This is a genomic window from Pseudaquabacterium rugosum (assembly GCF_038066575.1).
GTDB lineage: Bacteria > Pseudomonadota > Gammaproteobacteria > Burkholderiales > Burkholderiaceae_C > Pseudaquabacterium > Pseudaquabacterium rugosum.
Genome location: NZ_JBBUTF010000003.1, coordinates 1 through 17,196, shown reverse-complemented (window position 1 = coordinate 17,196; position 17,196 = coordinate 1). Strand labels below are relative to the sequence as shown.

The 17,196-nt window shown below is 71.7% G+C and carries 14 protein-coding genes; 4 read left to right on the top strand and 10 right to left on the bottom strand.

Annotated features, from left to right (window positions below):
* Window positions 1–14: 14 nt before the first annotated feature.
* The 7 genes from AACH11_RS02670 to mutL all read right to left on the bottom strand — a co-directional run bounded on the left by AACH11_RS02670 (window position 15) and on the right by mutL (window position 9,973).
* Entirely contained in the window at window positions 15–1,559 is a 1,545-nt protein-coding gene (locus AACH11_RS02670) for a lipocalin-like domain-containing protein (protein WP_341372661.1), read from the bottom strand.
* Entirely contained in the window at window positions 1,559–4,375 is a 2,817-nt protein-coding gene (locus tag AACH11_RS02665; protein ID WP_341372660.1) for an ABC transporter permease, read from the bottom strand. The genes AACH11_RS02670 and AACH11_RS02665 overlap by 1 nt, the downstream gene beginning before the upstream one ends.
* A 49-nt stretch (window positions 4,376–4,424) precedes the next feature.
* A complete protein-coding gene (locus AACH11_RS02660) occupies window positions 4,425–5,150 on the bottom strand; it encodes an oxygen-binding di-iron domain-containing protein (protein ID WP_341372659.1) in 726 nt (241 codons plus the stop codon).
* A 121-nt stretch (window positions 5,151–5,271) separates the two neighbouring features.
* Entirely contained in the window at window positions 5,272–5,943 is a 672-nt protein-coding gene (locus AACH11_RS02655; protein ID WP_341372658.1) for an ABC transporter ATP-binding protein, read from the bottom strand.
* A 35-nt stretch (window positions 5,944–5,978) separates the two neighbouring features.
* Window positions 5,979–6,941, bottom strand: coding sequence for a tRNA (adenosine(37)-N6)-dimethylallyltransferase MiaA (gene miaA / locus AACH11_RS02650; protein WP_341372657.1), 963 nt, complete (start codon window positions 6,939–6,941; stop codon window positions 5,979–5,981).
* A gap of 2 nt (window positions 6,942–6,943) precedes the next feature.
* The gene (locus AACH11_RS02645) at window positions 6,944–7,711 is read right to left on the bottom strand and encodes a pseudouridine synthase (RefSeq protein ID WP_341372656.1); all 768 of its coding nucleotides are present in this window, start codon (window positions 7,709–7,711) and stop codon (window positions 6,944–6,946) included.
* A gap of 117 nt (window positions 7,712–7,828) precedes the next feature.
* On the bottom strand, window positions 7,829–9,973 hold the full coding sequence (mutL, locus tag AACH11_RS02640; RefSeq protein WP_341372655.1) for a DNA mismatch repair endonuclease MutL: 2,145 nt from the start codon (window positions 9,971–9,973) through the stop codon (window positions 7,829–7,831).
* Between the two features lie 45 nt (window positions 9,974–10,018).
* Here mutL and AACH11_RS02635 point away from each other — a divergent pair, with 45 nt between their 5' ends.
* A complete protein-coding gene (locus AACH11_RS02635; protein WP_341372654.1) occupies window positions 10,019–10,666 on the top strand; it encodes a DedA family protein in 648 nt (215 codons plus the stop codon).
* A gap of 27 nt (window positions 10,667–10,693) precedes the next feature.
* On the opposite strand, the gene AACH11_RS02630 is transcribed toward AACH11_RS02635, so the two are convergent.
* Both AACH11_RS02630 and tsaE read right to left on the bottom strand, forming a co-directional pair.
* The gene (locus AACH11_RS02630) at window positions 10,694–12,151 is read right to left on the bottom strand and encodes an N-acetylmuramoyl-L-alanine amidase (RefSeq protein ID WP_423228681.1); all 1,458 of its coding nucleotides are present in this window, start codon (window positions 12,149–12,151) and stop codon (window positions 10,694–10,696) included.
* Between the two features lie 109 nt (window positions 12,152–12,260).
* Window positions 12,261–12,887 carry a tRNA (adenosine(37)-N6)-threonylcarbamoyltransferase complex ATPase subunit type 1 TsaE gene (gene tsaE, locus AACH11_RS02625; RefSeq protein ID WP_423228680.1) on the bottom strand — a complete coding sequence of 209 codons (627 nt, stop codon included), beginning with the start codon at window positions 12,885–12,887 and terminating at the stop codon, window positions 12,261–12,263.
* 22 nt (window positions 12,888–12,909) lie between these two features.
* Between tsaE and queG the strand changes: the two genes are divergently transcribed.
* The 3 genes from queG to AACH11_RS02610 all read left to right on the top strand — a co-directional run bounded on the left by queG (window position 12,910) and on the right by AACH11_RS02610 (window position 16,333).
* Window positions 12,910–14,058 (top strand): tRNA epoxyqueuosine(34) reductase QueG, encoded by a 1,149-nt coding sequence (gene queG, locus AACH11_RS02620; protein ID WP_341372653.1) that lies wholly within the window; start codon window positions 12,910–12,912, stop codon window positions 14,056–14,058.
* 709 nt (window positions 14,059–14,767) lie between these two features.
* Complete coding sequence (locus tag AACH11_RS02615; protein ID WP_341372652.1) at window positions 14,768–15,292, top strand: DUF2059 domain-containing protein; 525 nt, start codon at window positions 14,768–14,770, stop codon at window positions 15,290–15,292.
* A gap of 315 nt (window positions 15,293–15,607) precedes the next feature.
* Complete coding sequence (locus tag AACH11_RS02610; RefSeq protein WP_341372651.1) at window positions 15,608–16,333, top strand: NYN domain-containing protein; 726 nt, start codon at window positions 15,608–15,610, stop codon at window positions 16,331–16,333.
* Between the two features lie 641 nt (window positions 16,334–16,974).
* On the opposite strand, the gene AACH11_RS02605 is transcribed toward AACH11_RS02610, so the two are convergent.
* A partial coding sequence (locus AACH11_RS02605) for a hypothetical protein (RefSeq protein ID WP_341372650.1) occupies window positions 16,975–17,196 on the bottom strand: 222 nt, incomplete at its 5' end.

Sequence of the window (17,196 nt, the reverse complement as noted above, 5' to 3'; positions counted from 1 at the left end):
GCTGCGTCGACGGTTCAGCCGCCGACGGAGCCTCCGAGCATCAGCCGCTCGCCGCGGCCGGTCATCTCCAGATAGCCCAGGCCCAGGCGCTGGCGGCTGCCGCCGGCGCACAGCTCGACGAGGCCCTCCCAGTAGATCGCGCCGGTGCTGGCGCGGCTGTCGAGCTCCTGCGCGTCGAGCAGCGCGTGGACCTCGACATCGAGCCGGCCGTCGGCGGTCCAGGCCGCGGGACCGTCGCCGCGGGCGGCCGTCCGGGCCGCGGCCATCGGCGCGCGGCTGCGCACCCGCCAGGCCACCGGATAGCGGATGCCGGTGTGCGGGCTGCGCCAGACCCGCAGCGGCTGCCAGTCCAGCGCATCGTGGGCGAACGGCTGCATCGGCCGGCCCGGGCTGCGCCAGCTGCCGCCGCCCCAGACCGGGTGGTCATCCGGGCGGCGCAGGCGGAAGGCGGTCAGCGCGCTGCCATCGGCCAGGTTGATGCCGATCCAGTCCCAGCCGCTGGCCTGCGGGTCGAGCAGGCTGTCGCTCCACTCGTGATCCAGCCAGGCCCGGCCCTGCACGGCCTGTTCGCGGCCGTCACGCCAGATGCGGCCGCTGACCTGCAGCTGCGGCTCGGTCAGGTAGCAGCTGGCCTGCTGCGGCTGCGGCCCCTTGCGTGACCAGCCCTGATCGCCCTGCAGCAGCAGCGGCTGGCTGGCGCGCAGGTCGAGCGCGAGGCCGAAGCCTTCGGCCGGCGCCATCAGCCGCGCCTGGTAGAGGCTGGGCGTGCCCGGGCCACCGGGTTCGCGGCGCTGCAGCTGCCAGGGGCCGATGCGCAGCCGGGTGTCGTCGAGCGCGGCATGGGCCTCGGGCAGGGTGGGGTCGCCGTTCCAGCGCATCACGCGCTGGGCGTGGCGGTGGGCGCCGGCGGTGTCCGGGCGGTGTGGATCGCCGGCCGCCGCGGGGTTGCGGGTGTCGTGGGTGGTGCCGGCGGCGCGGCCGGCGGGTGGCAGCGTGGTCAGTGCGGCATGGGCGAACAGCAGCTGGCGCGGTGCCCAGCGGCCGCGCCCCGCCAGCCCGGTGCGGCTGCGGAAGAAGGTGATCTGGAAGCCGTGGGCGGGCGTGGGCAGGGCGGATGGCGAGGCCGGCGGTGCCGCCGTGCCGGACAGCGGCCGGGTGGCCGTCACGGTGTCCGCGGACAGGCCGGTGGATGGACCCGTGGATGTGCCGGGCGAGGCGGCGGGGCTCAGCCAGCCGGTGACGTACCACCACTCGATGGCGGTCGACGGATGTGCGCCGTGGTCGCGCGGCCAGCTCCAGGTGCGCTGCGGGGCGACGCGGTCCTCGGCGCGGGTGTCCCGCGGCTGCGCGGGCTGCGGCGTGGTCGGCGTGGTGGGTGGCGTGGCGGGCGCGGCATCCTGCCGTGCCGCCTGCGGCGCCTGCACTGTCTCGGCCCGGACGCCGGCCGCGGACAGGCCGCCGGCGCCCGCCAGCGGCAGGCCCGGGCCCAGACCAAGACGGGGTCCGAGCGGCGCGGCCAGGCTCAGGCCCAGCGCTTCGGTCAGTCGTCGGCGGCGCATCACCAGTCCTCCTTCACCGAGCGCACCAGATCGCCGGCCAGTGCCCGGCGGGCGGCCCAGGCGCTGGCCGCGAGGCCCGCGGCCAGCACCGCCGCCACCAGCGCGGCCAGCGTCGGTGCCGGCCAGTGCAGCGGCATGGTCCAGTGGAAGCTCTGCGGGTTGACGACGGCCACCAGCACCCAGGCCATGGCCGCGCCCAGCCCCAGGCCGACCAGCGCGCCGGCCAGCAGCCAGCAGCCCGTCTCCAGCGTCACCAGCGCCAGCACCTGGCGGCGGGTGAAGCCCAGGTGGCGCAGCAGGCCGAACTCCTTGCGCCGGGCCAGCACCTGGGCCGACAGGCTGGCGGCCACGCCGACCAGCCCGACGCCGACGGCCACCGCCTGCAGCCAGCGCGTGACGGCGAAGCTGCGGTCGAACAGCGCCAGCGACTGCCGCCGCAGCGCACCGGTGGAGGCCAGCTCCAGCGGATGCTGCGCTCCGGCGGCCGCGCGCAGGGCCTCGGCCAGTGCCGGGCTGTCACCGGCCGTGCCCGGGCGCAGCCACAGCGCGATCTCGTTGAGGCCGCGGTCGCCGCTGGTCCGCTGCCAGGCGTCCAGATCGACCACCACGGCGCCGTGCTGGCGCGCGTAGTCGCGCCACAGGCCGGCCACCTGCCAGCGCGTGGCGCGGGCCAGGCCGGCGACCGGCGGCAGGTGCACGGTCTGGCCCGGTTGCCAGCCGTAGAGCGCGGCCATGGCCTCGCTGATCCAGATCGGCGGCAGTGGCGCGGCAGCGCCGGAGGATCCGGATGCGGCGGCAGACAGCGCGGACGAGGAGGACGAGGCGCTGGATGGCCTCGACGGCGCCGGCGAGCCGGGTGACGCCGGTGGCGACACGGATTCCGAAGACGCCGAAGACCTGGCGTGTCCGGAGGTTCCGGCCGTCGCGGCCGGCCCGGCGCGCACCGTCTCGTCGAGCAGCGGCAGGCTGGCCCCCGGATCCGGCCCCAGCCGGCGCGCCAGCAGCTGCACCGGCGGCAGGTCCGGCCGCAGGTTCAGCATCAGGCTGCGGCCGCTCTGCAGCCGATCGATGCCGGGCACGGCGGCGATGCGCGTCAGCAGCGTGTCGGGCCAGGGCGTCTGGGCGGCGGTCGTGCTGCCACCGGCCGCGCGCAGGTAGACATCGGCCGGCAGCAGCCGGGTCAGCCAGTCGTCGACGGCCTGGCGGAAGCTGCCGACCATCACCGTCAGCGCCACCGACAGCGCCAGGCTGGCCACCAGGCCGCCCATCGCGGCCGACGAGGTCTGGCGCGCGTGCACCGCCCGGCGCAGGGCCAGCAGCGGCAGCACGCCGCCGGGGTGCGGCCAGGGGCGGGTCAGCGTCTGCACCAGCGCGGGCACGGCGCGCACGCCGGCGGCCAGCAGCACGGCCACGCTGGCATAGGCGGCCCAGGCGATGCCGTCGATCGGCGGGCAGGCGGCCAGCGCGGCGGCCAGCAGCAGCGCCAGCAGGGGCGTGCGCCAGCCCGGCGCGGCGCCGTCCAGCGTGCCCAGGCCCTTGAGCACCAGCGCCGGGGCGATGCGCGCGGCGCGCTGCGCCGGCCACCAGGCACCGGCCACGGCCGCCGCGATGCCGGCGCCCACGCAGCCGGCCAGTTCGGCCACCGGCCAGACCAGCGGCGGCGAGCCCCCGCTGAAGTAGCCGCCGCCCAGATCCCCGCCCAGCAGGCGCAGCGCCGCCCAGGCCAGCGCGGCACCGACGGCCAGGCCGCCCACGCTGCCGACCGTGCCCAGCAGCGCCTGCTCGGCCAGCAACCAGCGGCGGCGCGTGGCGGCGTCCATGCCCAGCACGCCCAGCAGCGCCAGCTGCGGCAGCCGTTGCGCGACCGACAGCGCCACCACCGCATAGACCAGAAAGCCGCCGACCAGCAGCGCCACCAGCGCCAGCACGCTGAGGTTGACGCGGTAGGCGCGCGACAGCCGGTCGGTGCGCTGCGCCGATTCCTCGGCCTCGACCCAGCGCTGGCCGGCGGCCGGCGGATGTGCCGCGCGCCAGGCCTGCGCATCGACACCCGGCTGCAGCTTCAGATCGAGCCGGCTGAGGCGACCGGCCGCGCCGTGCGCATCCTGCACGGCGGCGATGTCGGCCAGCGCCAGCGGCGCCCCGCCGGTCGCCAGCGTGCCGACCAGGCGCACCGTGCGCCAGCCCTCGGGCGTGCGCAGCTGCAGCTGGCGGTCACCGGTGCCCAGGCCCAGCCGGGCGCGGGCGGCCGCGTTCAGCGACACGGTGTCGCCAGCCAGCAGGCGGGTCAGGCCGCCGCCGGCGTCCCGCCGATCGTTCGTCGGGCCCTCTGACCGGGCATCCGACGGGTCATCCGTCAACGGCCGCGGCAGCAGGCCCGGCTGCACCTGGGCCAGGGCCAGCACGTCCGCGCCCAGCAGGCGCAGCGTCACCGGTGGCGTGGTCGCATCGCGCCGGGCCAGCGTGTCGAGCTCGATCACCGGGGAGACGGCCTGCACGCCGTCCTGCAGCGCGCGCGTGCCGGCCTCGGCCTCGGGCAGCGCATCGGACACGGCGGGGTCGGGCCGCAGCGCGAGGTCGGGCGTGCCCTCGCTGGCGCGCACCGCCTGGCTGAACTCGCTGAGCGCCGAGCGGTTGATGATCTGCACCGCGCAGGCCAGGGCGACGCCGAGCGCCACCGCCAGCACGGTGGCCAGATGCCGACCGCGGTGATGTCGCCATTCGGCCGCGCTCAGCGGCCACAGCAGCCCGATCGACCGCCAGGCCTGCATCGTCCGCCGCGGCCACCCGTCGCGCGGGCGCGGTGCGGCGCTCACCGCCGGCCTCCGGCCACCGGGCGGCGCCGGCGCCTCCGCAGGCGCGGGCTCAGGGCGGCAGGCGGTACTGCTCGGGCCCCATCAGGTCGATGCCGCAGGGCAGGTGGCGCACCCACTCGATGAACTCGCCGATCGCCGGTCCGACCAGCGGTGCACCGTGCTGCGGCACGATCATGTCGATCTGCAGCGTGCTGACCATGTCGGCCCACAGCCGCAGCACCTTGTTCGACACCATGTAGCGGCGGTGGAAGCGCTCCATGAACGGCAGCTGGTGGGCCAGCGAGCGCACCGGCTGCGCCGCCTCGCGGCCGCTGACGATCGAGACCCCCAGATCGCCCGAGAACAGGATGCGCGAGATCGGGTCGTAGAACTGGAAGTTGCCCTCCGCGTGCAGGAAGTGCGCGGGCAGCGCGATCAGCTCGCTGCGGCCGATGCGGATGCGCATGCCCTCGTCCGGGATGCCGATGATGCGACCGCCGGTCTTGCCGGGCTTGCAGAAGTGCGGGATGAAGCGCTCCCACACCGTCGAGATGTAGATCGGCGCGCTGGTGGCCGTGGTCCAGCGGTCGAGCGAGGCGATGATGTCCGGATCCGCGTGCGAGGCGATGATGGCCGACAGCTGCCGCGCCGGGCAGTGCCGCACCAGCGCCATGTACAGGTCGTTGTAGGCCAGGTTGCCGCCGGGATCGATGATCGCGCCGGCTTCGCCGTCGACGATCAGGAACTGGTTGGCCTGCACCGCCTCGCCGCCATCGTCGCAGAGGTCGCTGAACATCAAGCAGCGGTGGCCGGAGTTCTCGAAAAGGGTCGTCGACGCCATAAGCCGGCAAATGTAACGGGTTGCTGTTCGTGTGCATCACGTCACGGATGAGCGGGCATCGCGCACTTGATCCTGGTCAAGCCGGATGGATGCCGTCGAGCCGCAGCCGCAGCACACGGTCGGCCCGTTCGGCCGCGGCCTGGGCGTGGGTGACCAGCAGGCAGGCGGTGCCGTGGGCGCGCACCTGGTCCTGCATCAGATCCAGCATGCGCGCGGCGGTCTCGGGGTCGAGGTTGCCGGTGGGCTCGTCGGCCAGCAGCAGGGCCGGGCGGTGCACCAGCGCACGGGCCAGCGCCACGCGCTGCAGCTGGCCGCCGGACAGCCGCGCCGGCTCGCGCCCGGCCAGCGCCTCCAGGCCGACGGCCTGCAGCATCCGGCGTGCGGCGTCGGCGGCCTCGGTGCCGCGGCCCAGCAGGCGCAGCGGCAGCTCGACGTTCTCCTGCACGCTGAGCTGCGGCAGCACGTGGAAGGCCTGGAAGACGAAGCCCAGGTGCTGGCGGCGCAGCGCGGCGCGGGCCGGCTCGTCGAGCACCGCCAGATCCTGGCCGGCGATGCGGATGCGGCCGGCGTCGGGCTCGTCCAGGCCGGCGATGCAGTTCAGCAGCGTGCTCTTGCCGACGCCGGATTCGCCCAGCAGGGCGACGAACTCACCCGGTGCCAGCCGCAGCGTCACGTCTCGGAAGACGGCCTGCTCGCCGTAGCGCCGGCCCAGGCCCTCGATGTCCAGCAGTGCGGGTGCGTCAGGCATGCGCGGTGTGTGTCCGTCGGTCGGTCGTGGGGGGCTCACGGCCCCAGGTGGCGCTCCAGCAGCGGTCCGGCGCGGCCGGCCAGATCGGGCGCGTCGCAGCGCAGCACCTCGCGGTCCATGCCGCGCAGCCAGGTCAGCTGGCGCTTGGCCAGCTGGCGGGTGGCGGCGATGCCGCGTTCGCGCAGCAGGGCCAGCGCACCGGCGTCGAGCGTGCCGTCGCGGGCGGCGTCCAGCAGCTCCCAGGCCTGGCGGTAGCCGACGCAGCGCATCGACGGCAGGCCGGGGTCGAGATCCCCCCGCGCACGCAGCGCGCGCACCTCGTCGACGAAGCCGGCGGCCAGCATCTGGTCGAAGCGCTCGGCCACCCGCTGGTGCAGCCAGGCGCGTTCCTGCGGCTCCAGCGAGACCATCGGCAGGTCCAGGCCGGGCAGCGTGCCCTCGCCGGCGCGGCCGTGGAAGGCCGAGATCGGCTCACCGCTGAGCTGCCAGACCTCGAGCGCGCGCTGGATGCGCTGGGCGTCGTGCGGCGGCAGCCGGGCGGCGGTGACCGGGTCGACCCGCGCCAGCTCGGCATGCAGCGCCGGCCATCCCTCGACCGCGGCGCGGGCGTCGAGCGCGGCGCGCACGGCCGGGTCGGCCGCCGGCAGCGCGTCGAGCCCGTCGCGCAGCGCCTTCACGTAGAGCATGGTGCCGCCGACCAGCAGCGCGTGCCGGCCGCGGGCGTGGATCTGCGGGATCAGCGCGCGGGCCTGCTGGCAGAACCAGGCCGCCGAGCAGGCCTGGGTCGGCTCGACGACGTCGATCAGGTGGTGCGGGGCGATCGCCTGCTCGGCCGGCGTGGGCTTGGCGGTGCCGATGTCCATGCCGCGGTAGACCAGCGCCGAGTCGACGCTGATGATCTCCACCGGCCAGCGCGCGGCGGCGGCCAGCGCCAGCGCGCTCTTGCCGCTGGCCGTCGGTCCGGCGATGACCAGCGTGCGCCAGGGCCCGCCGCTCATGGTCAGAAGCGCTCCTCGGGGCGCAGGTAGCGCCACTGGCCGGGCGGCAGCTTGCCCAGCACCACGCTGCCGATGCGCACGCGCTTCAAGCCCAGCACGTCGAGCCCGACCAGATCGCACATGCGGCGGATCTGGCGCTTGCGGCCTTCCTTCAGCACGAAGCGCAGCTGGTCCTCGTTGGCCCAGCTGACCTTGGCCGGGCGCAGCCAGACGCCGTCCAGGCTCAGGCCGTGGCGCAGCAGGTCCAGCTGCTCGGGCGGCAGCGGGCCCGGGCGGCGGTGCTGCACGCGCACCAGGTATTCCTTCTCGACGGTGCTGTTCTCGCCGATCAGGTGGCGCGCGATGCGGCCGTCCTGGGTCAGCACCAGCAGGCCGGTGGAGTCGATGTCGAGCCGGCCGGAGACGGCCAGGTTGCGCAGGTGGGCGCGGTTCCACTTCAGCGGCAGGCGGTCCTCGGCCCAGCGGTGGTCGGGCGTGACCAGCACGCTGGCCGGCTCGTAGCCGTCCTCGGCCTGGCCGGAGACGTAGCCCATCGGCTTGTGGATCAGCACGGTGACGCGCTGGGCCTGCTGCTGGCGCGCGGCCGGATCGATCTCGATGACGGCATCGGGCCGGGCGCGCTGGCCGAGCACGGCGACCTGGCCGTCGACGCGCACCCAGCCGGCGTCGATCCATTCATCGGCCTCACGGCGCGAGGCCATGCCGCGCTCGTTCATCAGCTTGGAAACGCGCAGGCCTTCGGCGGGTGCGGGAGCGGCGGAGTCGGACACGGTGGGCAGGCGCCGTCGCGGCAGCGGGCGCGGAATCAGGGGGTTCAGGGACGGTGGCGGCCCGCGGGGGGCGGCCGGGACGTGATTGGACCACGGGCGGCGCGCGGGCCGTGCGCCTCAGCGCCCGCGCAGGAACAGCGCGTCGAGGTCCTTCATCGTCAGCTGGCGCCAGGTCGGGCGGCCGTGGTTGCACTGGTCGGCGCGCTCGGTGCGCTCCATGTCGCGCAGCAGGGCGTTCATCTCGGGCACGCTGAGCTGGCGGCTGGCGCGCACCGCGCCGTGGCAGGCCATGGTGGCCAGCAGCTCGTCGCGGGCGCGCTGCACGACGTGGCTGGCCTCGTGCTCGGCCAGATCGGCCAGCACCGCGCGGGCCAGCTGCACCACGTCGGCCTCGGGCAGGGCGGCCGGGCGGGCGCGCACGGCCAGCACGCCGGGCGACAGCGGCGCCACGTCCAGACCCAGGCGCTGCAGCGTGTCGGCATGGGCCTCGGCCGCGGCGACCTCGGTCGGCGAGGCGCCGAAGGTGACCGGGATCAGCAGCGGCTGGGCCGGCAGCTCGGCGCGGTCCCAGGCCGCCTTCAGCCGCTCGTAGACGATGCGCTCGTGGGCGGCGTGCATGTCCACGATGATCAGCCCCTGCCGGTTCTGCGCCAGGATGTAGACGCCCGCGAGCTGGGCGAGGGCGCGGCCCAGCGGCCATTGGGCCGCGTCGTCGTCGGTGGCGGGCAGGGCGGCGCTGTCGTCGTCCCGTTCGACGGGGACGACCGTGTGGGTGGGTGTGACGGCCGCCGCGACCTCGGCGCTGGGCGGCCGCGCGGTCTGAGCCGCCTCAGCCAGCGGCCCGTTGCGCCCGGGTTCGACCGCCAGGTCTGCCGCTTCGACCGCGACGGACCGCTCGCCCGCCGTCAACGCCCAGGGGTCGGGCACGGGGGCGTAGAGCTGGCCCAGCTCGTCGAGCGACAGCGGTCGCTGCGCGCGGGTGGACAGCGGCAGCGGCGTGCGGGCAGCGCCCGCGTATCCGCCGGCGGCGCCCGAGGGCTCGGGCGAGTGGGGTCGCGTCCGTGTGGGGTCGGCCTGCGGCGGCGCCGTCACGGCGGGCGCGCCCGCCGTCGCGTCGCGCCCCATCGCCACGTCCGAGGGCTGCGCCCGGTCGGCGGGCCCGTCTTCGCCGCCGACCGCTGTCCCCGTCCCCGTCTCCGCTTCCGGCAGCACCGGCGCGCGCGAGACGGCCAGCGCCGCGATCACCGCGCGTCGCACCGCCTGGTGCACCTCGCGCCCGTCGCGGAAGCGCACCTCGATCTTGGTCGGGTGCACGTTGACGTCCACCCGCAGCGGGTCGATCTCGATCATCAGCACGTAGGCCGGCTGGCGGTTGCCGTGCAGCACGTCGTCGTAGGCGCTGCGTGCGCCGTGCGCCACCTGGCGGTCCCGCACGTAGCGGCCGTTGACGTAGACGTACTGCTGGTCGCCGCGGGCCCGCGCCAGATCCGGCAGGCCGACGCGGCCGACCAGGCGCAGCGGCCCGGCCTCGGCGGCCAGCGGCCGGCTGCCCTCGATGAAGTCCTCGCCCAGCACGTCGGCGATGCGCTGCTGCGGGCTCGCGCGCTTCCACTGCGCGGCCAGCCGGCCCTCGTGCCAGATGGCGAAGCCCACGTCCGGGCGCACCAGCGCGTGGCGGCGCACGCTCTCGACGCAGTGGGCCAGCTCGGTGGCGTCGCTCTTGAGGAACTTGCGGCGGGCCGGCGTGCTGAAGAACAGCTCGCGCACCTCGATGCTGGTGCCGCGGGCGCGGGCGCTGGGGCTCAACTCGCCGGTGCGCGCGTCCAGCCGGTGGCCGTGGGCCGCGCCCTCGCAGCGGCTGGCGATGCTCAGATCGGAGACCGAGGCGATGGCCGCCAGTGCCTCGCCACGGAAGCCCATGGTGGCCACCGATTCCAGCTCGTGCAGGTCGCGGATCTTGCTGGTGGCGTGGCGGCGCAGCGCCAGCGGCAGCTCCTCGGGCGGGATGCCGCAGCCGTCGTCCTCGACCAGGATGGAGCGCACGCCGCCGGCCAGCAGGCGCACGGTGATCTGCCCGGCGCCGGCGTCCAGCGCGTTGTCGACCAGCTCGCGCACGACCGAGGCCGGCCGTTCGACCACCTCGCCGGCCGCGATCTGGCTGACCAGCTCGTCGGGCAGCTCGCGGATCGCGCGGCGGCCCGCGGCGGCCGGCTCGCCATCCGGGCGGGCTTCATCTCGGGGGGGCAGCGGCAGATCGTCCATCGGGCGCGATTATCCGGTCATGCTGCATCGCGATAATCCGCCGCCATGGAGCTGCTGCCCACCCTCATCGATTTCATCCTCCACGTCGACCGCCACCTGCGCGTCTTCGTCGAGACCTATGGCGCATGGGTGTATGCGCTGCTGTTCCTGATCGTCTTCGTCGAGACGGGGCTGGTCGTCATGCCCTTCCTGCCGGGCGACTCGCTGCTGTTCATCACCGGCGCGCTGGCGGGCGCGGGGCTGATGAACTACCCGCTGGTGATGGCGCTGCTGGTGATCGCGGCGGTGGCCGGCGACCAGCTCAACTACAGCATCGGGCGCGTCGTCGGGCCCAAGGTCTTCGCCTGGCCGGACAGCCGCTGGTTCAACCGCCGCGCCTTCGAGCAGGCCCACGCCTTCTACGAGCGCCACGGCGGCATCACGCTGGTGCTGGCGCGCTTCATGCCGTTCGTGCGCACCTTCGTGCCCTTCGTCGCCGGCGTGGCCGAGATGGACCGGGCCCGCTTCAGCGCCTACAACATCGCCGGCGGCCTGCTGTGGGTGGTCGGGCTGGTGACGGCCGGCTACCTGTTCGGCAACACGCCCTGGGTGCAGGCCAACCTCAGCAAGATCATCTGGGCGCTGATCCTGGTGCCGGCGGCCATCGCCGCCTGGGGCGCGTGGAAGGCGCGCAACGAGCCCAAGCCGGCCTGAGTCCGGCGGCCCGGGCGCCGCGGGCGCTCAGACCGTGCGGCGGCGCGCCAGCGGCGGGTTGCGCGCCAGCCAGCGGCGGATGCCGCCGTGCAGCGCCTCCACCAGGTGCTGCTGGTAGTCCTCGTCGCGCAGCCGAGCCTCTTCCTGCGGGTTCGAGATGAAGGCCGTCTCGACCAGGATGCTGGGGATGTCGGGCGCCTTGAGCACGGCGAAGCCCGCCTGCTCGACCTCGCGCTTGTGCAGATTGCCGATGCGCCCCAGGTTGGCCAGCACCTCGCGGCCCACGCGCAGGCTGTCCTTGATCTGGGCGGCGGTGCTCATGTCGAGCAGCGCGCGCAGCACCTGCGCGTCCTTGATCGCGCTGCCGGCCAGATCCAGACCGCCGACGGCGTCCGACGCGTTCTCCTTGGCCGCGATCCAGCGCGCGGCCGCGCTGCTGGCGCCCCGCTCCGACAGCGCGAAGACCGAGGCCCCACGCGCCTGCGGCGTCATGAAGGCATCGGCGTGGATGGAGACGAACAGGTCCGCCTGCACCCGCTGGGCCTTGCGCACCCGCTCGTGCAGCGGCACGAAGTAGTCGCCGTCGCGCGTGAGCATCGCGCGCAGGCCGGGCACGCTGTTCAGCCGCTCGCGCAGGCGCAGGCCGATCTGCAGCACGACGTCCTTCTCGCGCAGGCCGGTGGGGCCGATGGCGCCGGGGTCCTCGCCGCCGTGGCCGGGGTCGAGGGCGACGACGACCAGGCGGTCGGCGCGCTGTTGCAGTGCGGGGTCGGTGCGGCGTGGCGGGCGCGGGGTGTCGGCCGCGGGTGCGGCTGCCGGGCCGGCCTGAGGGGCGACTTGAGGGGCGACTTGAGGGGCGGCCGGCGGCGCCACGGTGGCCTGTCGCGGCCCGCCGCCCGGCGCATCGAGCCGGCCCAGCAGATCGCCCAAGGCATCGTCCACCGCCTGGCCGGCGGCGCGGGCGCTGCGTTCGTGGTCCTGCAGCAGGCTCAGCAGCGGGTCGACCTCGCGCTCGGGCCGCAGATCGAACACCAGGCGGTGGCGGTAGGCGGCCACCGGCTCCAGCGCGAACTGCTGCGGCCGCACCGGCTGCTTGAGGTCCAGCACCAGGCGCACCACGTCGCGCTCGTACTGGCCGATGCGCACGGCGGCGATGTAGGGGTCGTCCGGGCGCAGCTGCTCGACCAGCGCGCGCAGCGCGGCGCCGGCCTGCTGGCCCTGCAGATCGATCACCAGCCGGGTCGGGCCGTCGATCGTCAGGAAGTGGCGGGCCTGCAGCGGCGCGTCGGATTCCAGCGTCAGCCGGGTGTAGTCCTTGGCCGGCCACAGGCGCACGCCGACGATGCGCGCGCCCGCGGCCTGCACGGCCGCCAGCACGGCACCGGGCAGCGCCGCACCGGCGGCGGCCAGCGAGGCCAGGCTCAGCACGCGACGGCGCGGCGTCGCGGGACAGGACGGAGGGGAGCGGAAGGGCACAGGGGGCACGCGGCTCACATCAGGTGGGTCGGCAGGCGGGTTGGCAGGCAGATCGACAGGCAGTTCGGCAGACGGATCGACAGGCGTTGCGAAGAGACGGGCGGGGCGCAACGGGGCGTCAGGCACGGGGCCCGGGCACCTGCGGGGCGGCACCCGGGCCTGCCGCCGGACCGTCCGGCTCGGCCGATCCCGCTGCTTCGGCCGATCCCGCCGATCCCGCCGGCTGCGCCGCCTTCAGCGCCGCCAGCAAGCCCGCACCGCGGGCGGTGCCGGCCTGCGCCGACAGCTGCCGGCTGCCGTCGTCGGCGATCTCCAGCGTCAGCGCCAGATCCTCCGGCGGCAGCACGCCGGCGGCCTGCTGCGGCCATTCGGCCAGCTTCAGCCCCGGCTGCTCGAAGACCTCGCGGAAGCCGGCGTCCAGCCATTCCCGCGGATCGTTGAAACGGTAGAAATCGAAGTGCGAGACGGCCTGACCCGTCGGCAGCGCGTGCGGTTCCATCACCGTGTAGGTCGGGCTCTTGATGCGGCCCTGCACACCGAGTGCGCGCAGCAGATGGCGCACCAGCGTGGTCTTGCCCGCGCCCAGCGGGCCTTCGAGCGTCAGGAACGCATCGCAGGCCGGCGCCAGCGCCTGCAGCGCCGCGGCCAGCGCCGCGCACCACTGCGCGCAGGCGCTCTCGTCGGGCCAGTGCCAGGCGGCTTGGGCGCTGGCGTGGGCGTCTCGCGGCAGGGGCGACACGGACATGGGCTTTCCTAGAATCTCGGGGATGGATCGAACACGCACGGGCTGCGACCTGACCGACCCGGTGGCCGCGCCTGCGGTGGACGCGGCGACCCTCGAACGCCTGGCCGATGCCTTGCCGGGCTGGGCCGCGGATCAGGGATTTTCCCAGATCGGCATCACGGGCATCGATCTGACAACGGCCGAAGCCGGACTGCTGGCCTGGCTGGAGGCCGGCTTCCATGGCCAGATGCACTACATGGCCGCCCACGGCCTGAAGCGCGCCCGACCGGCCGAGCTGCACCCCGGCACCGTGCGCGTGATCAGCGCCCGCATGGACTACCTGCCCGCCGACACCCCCGCCGACTGGCGTGCCCGCAGCTGGCAGACCCTGCGCGCCGCCCCGGATCAGGCCGTGCTGTCGCACTACGCCCGTGGCCGGGATTACCACAAGGTGCTGCGCCAGCGCCTGCAGCGCCTGGCCGACCGCATCGCCGCCGAGATCGGCCCCTACGGCCACCGCGTGTTCACCGACTCGGCCCCGGTGCTGGAGGTGGAACTGGCCACCCGCGCCGGCCTGGGCTGGCGCGGCAAGCACACGCTGACGCTGCAGCGCGACGCCGGCTCGATGTTCTTCCTGGGCGAGATCTTCATCGACCTGCCGCTGCCCCTGCGCGGCGCGCCCGAGCCCGCCGGCGCCCACTGCGGCAGCTGCAGCGCCTGCATCGACGCCTGCCCGACCGCGGCCATCGTCGCCCCCTACCGCGTGGACGCCCGCCGCTGCATCAGCTACCTGACCATCGAGCAGGACGGCCCCATCCCCGAGTCCCTGCGCCGCGCCATCGGCAACCGCATCTACGGCTGCGACGACTGCCAGCTGGCCTGCCCCTGGAACAAGTACGCCCGCACCAGCCCGCTGCCCGACTTCGCCGCCCGCCCCGAACTGGCCAGCCCCGACCTGCTGACCCTGTGGACCTGGGACGAGCCCACCTTCCTGCGCCGCACCGAGGGCAGCGCCATCCGCCGCATCGGCTGGCGCCGCTGGCGGCGCAACCTGATCGTGGCGATGGGCAACGCGTGGGCGGCGCTGGGGGACGTGCGGCACGCGCAGGTCTTGCGGGAGGCGCGGGACGGGGAGGGCGATCCGATGCTGGCGGAGCACCTGGAATGGGCGCTGGGGCAGCGGGTGGGGTGAGGCTGGACCGTTGGTCGGGCGGCTTGGCAAGGGCGGGGGCCTAGACCAGAATGCACGCGGCCAGGGCCGGGTTTGCGGCTGGGGGGATGCTGGACGGAGATCTGGCTGAAAGGGAAGGATGCAGGTTGCGAAAAAGGGCTGCGGCTGGGTGCTTGGGCCGTGTGATGCGGCGGCAATGCTCTGCAGCGGAAGTCTGCAGTCAACTCGCCGGGCTGCCAAATGAAGAAGCGTTGGCTCATCGCGCCGGTTATTGCTGCGCCATTGGTCATCACCTCGCCCGTGACGTGCAGTTGTGAGCCTGATTCATCCACTTTGGCGGGCCAAATGAGTATCTATCATTTGCCCTCAGAAAAACCAACAACTGCGCGACGCAGCGAGGAGCTTGCTCGCACAGCTTTCCTGGGAAAGCCATTGAGTCAGCTGACGCAGAGCGGCTCAATTGATCCTGAGTGTCGCCGTGAAAGCCCGACGCTGTTGCAATGCGACTACTGGACTGATGAATCCGTGCTCTACAGCACGGGGCGACGCGTAAAAATTGAGCTGGATGGGGCGGGAAGGGTTCTGCACACATCGGTCAGGCAGACTCGAAGAATAGTGATTTTCCCCGTCTCCCTCGGTGGATAATTTGTATCCATGGGTGTATATTTATTTGCAGGCACGTAAATCTTCATTCGTTATAAATATTCAGATTTCAACATCGCTCATGCCAATGAATAAACTGCTCGTAGCTCTCTTTGCCATCTTTCTCGCATCCGCCCCAGCCTTGGCTCAGGATGCCAGGACCGTACGTGTTGAGCGCATTGCGCGTGCACTCGGATTCGAGCAGTACCTGACTGATATACAAGCCGCCCACTTGGCTTCGATAAAAGGCCAAACATCGGATCTTTTTTTGAGCTTGAAGAACATGGGGCTGCCAGATGACTATCTGAAAGCAATGGAATTCAAGAGCGAGCAGATTTTTTTGAAGGCTACCAAGGCATGGGATCCTAAAGAGGCCAGTCGCATCTACGCGGAGGGCCTCCTGGATATCCTTTCCGACGAGGACTTGGTTGAGGCCGAGAAGTTTGTGCAATCGCCGGAGGGTAAGCGGATCCACCGCGCCATTGCCAATAGTGAAGCGAACATGGTCAGCTACATTCAGGCCAAGATGGATGGTGTGTTGAAAGTGGAGTTTGATGCGTTATTGCAGGAGATGAAAGCCTCCGCTCAGCGCTCTGCAAGGGTGTTCCCGTAATCGAGGGATGAATATCTCCCCTGACTGTTGCCCGGCGATCAAATCGGTGAGCTGATCGCGCCGGACTTGCGGTCGAAAAAGGCATGGCTTGCCGTCGGCATCCGCGCCAGGCAGCACGAAGCCAATCTTGGCCAGATCGATTCCGAGAAACACCACCGTCATGGTCATCTCCTTGCGGCGTCCGGCCGCGGGTTGAACTTCTGCCATTCCATGGTGCGCGCTGGTCGGGCGCACCGGCTATCGACAGAATCCTGCGCATCGGGGGCGGTGCGAGGGGATGGCCCTTTCATTCGTTAGGCCTCAAGCCACTCAACCATGGCATCACCAACATCCGACAAGCTTGCGGTCCTGATTGACGCGGACAACGCTCAAGCTGCAGTTGCTTCAGAACTCTTGGTCGAGGTGGCCCGGTACGGGACAGCGACCGTCAAGCGTGCATACGGTGATTGGACAACGACCAATCTGTCCGGCTGGAAGGACACGCTCCACAACCTCGCAATCCAGCCAGTTCAGCAGTTCCGATTCACGGTGGGCAAGAACGCCACTGATTCGGCGCTGATCATCGATGCGATGGATCTTCTTCATGGCGGCAGCGTTGATGGCTTCTGCCTCGTGTCTTCAGATAGTGATTTCACCCGCTTGGCAACTCGCATCCGCGAAGCCGGCCTTTCTGTGTACGGGTTCGGAGAGAAGAAGACACCAAAGCCGTTCGTCGCAGCTTGCGATAAGTTCATATACACCGAGATTCTTCGGCCACAGCCCAAGGACGCACCCGCGCCCGCGCTGCCTTCACCCGCAGAGCCGCTGCAGCCTGCGCTCTTTCAAGCTGTCGCGGCCGCGGGTCGGGAGGATGGCTGGGCTGCCCTGTCTGCCGTTGGATCGTTGGTGATGAAGGCCAGCCCGTCTTTCGATCCGCGCAATTACGGATTCCAGAAGCTCGGTGAGCTTGTCAAAGCACAGTCGTATCTAGAGGTGAAGTCGGTCCCTGTCGGAGATGGCTCGCCGAATGTTCATCTCTTCGTGCGCCGCCGTGAGGCCTAACCCCTGCTGCAGCCGACCCGCTGCGGTGAGGCGCCATTCGCGCCAGGCGGTGGCCTGCGGCCATTTTCCGCCGGCCGCTTCCGGCCCCGCGTCTCCGCGGGCGACTGAGCAACGTTAAGCCCTCGCTGAAAGCCGCTTCACAATTCGTGAAGCCTGTATTAAGTACGGAAATGGAAGAGTGTCTAATCTCAGCCCTTCGCGATAAAATTTTGGGCACTCCGCAGGACGGTCAACTTGCGTATCTCGCCCTTACTTCAAAATTAGAGCACCCATTCCGAGACCGCTTGGCTTGGCAAATTCAGGAATCAATAGGCAGATGTGGCGCAGTTGCCGCGCGGGAGTGGAAGAAGAGAGTGGATCTTGCTGTGCTAAATGCTGACTTGTCGCCAAGCCTCCTTATCGAACTCAAATCTCTCCATTCCTTCGATCTAGTAAAAGACGCTCAGAGAGCCCACTTTCGAAGAGCGGTAGAGGACGACGCACGCAAGCTAGCACAGCTAAAAGCGGACTATCAGTTTGAATGCGCGACCTGCTATGTTCTTGTTCTTATTACCGGCTGCGAAGTCAAGCCAGACGATGCATTCAATGGGGTGATCAAGTACCAAAGAAGCATACGAGACTGTGGGCCACTTTCGAATGAATCAATTCGCGGCCATATTGACTCCTGCTTCGGGTCGAATCACATATTGATCGAGAAGGTATGCGCCGGCACCGCCTTTAATGTTCCTGTCCACATTCATTGCGCGGGCGGTCTCAAGTCCGAAATGCAACACCTCGCCATCCGGTAAGGTGTGGAGATGACGAGACGATTCCAGCAGATGCAGCCCGAAGAGCGCGTGACGTTGGCGGCGCTGCGGCAACAA

Excerpts from the sequence above, each read along its gene's own strand:
- queG (WP_341372653.1), top strand. The coding sequence starts at position 12,910 with ATGGATCGAACACGCACGGGCTGCGACCTGACCGACCCGGTGGCCGCG.
- AACH11_RS02655 (WP_341372658.1), bottom strand. The coding sequence starts at position 5,943 with ATGCCTGACGCACCCGCACTGCTGGACATCGAGGGCCTGGGCCGGCGC.
- AACH11_RS02660 (WP_341372659.1), bottom strand. The coding sequence starts at position 5,150 with ATGTTCAGCGACCTCTGCGACGATGGCGGCGAGGCGGTGCAGGCCAAC.
- AACH11_RS02615 (WP_341372652.1), top strand. The coding sequence starts at position 14,768 with ATGAATAAACTGCTCGTAGCTCTCTTTGCCATCTTTCTCGCATCCGCC.
- AACH11_RS02610 (WP_341372651.1), top strand. The coding sequence starts at position 15,608 with ATGGCATCACCAACATCCGACAAGCTTGCGGTCCTGATTGACGCGGAC.
- AACH11_RS02635 (WP_341372654.1), top strand. The coding sequence starts at position 10,019 with ATGGAGCTGCTGCCCACCCTCATCGATTTCATCCTCCACGTCGACCGC.
- AACH11_RS02670 (WP_341372661.1), bottom strand. The coding sequence starts at position 1,559 with ATGCGCCGCCGACGACTGACCGAAGCGCTGGGCCTGAGCCTGGCCGCG.
- mutL (WP_341372655.1), bottom strand. The coding sequence starts at position 9,973 with ATGGACGATCTGCCGCTGCCCCCCCGAGATGAAGCCCGCCCGGATGGC.
- miaA (WP_341372657.1), bottom strand. The coding sequence starts at position 6,941 with ATGAGCGGCGGGCCCTGGCGCACGCTGGTCATCGCCGGACCGACGGCC.
- tsaE (WP_423228680.1), bottom strand. The coding sequence starts at position 12,887 with ATGTCCGTGTCGCCCCTGCCGCGAGACGCCCACGCCAGCGCCCAAGCC.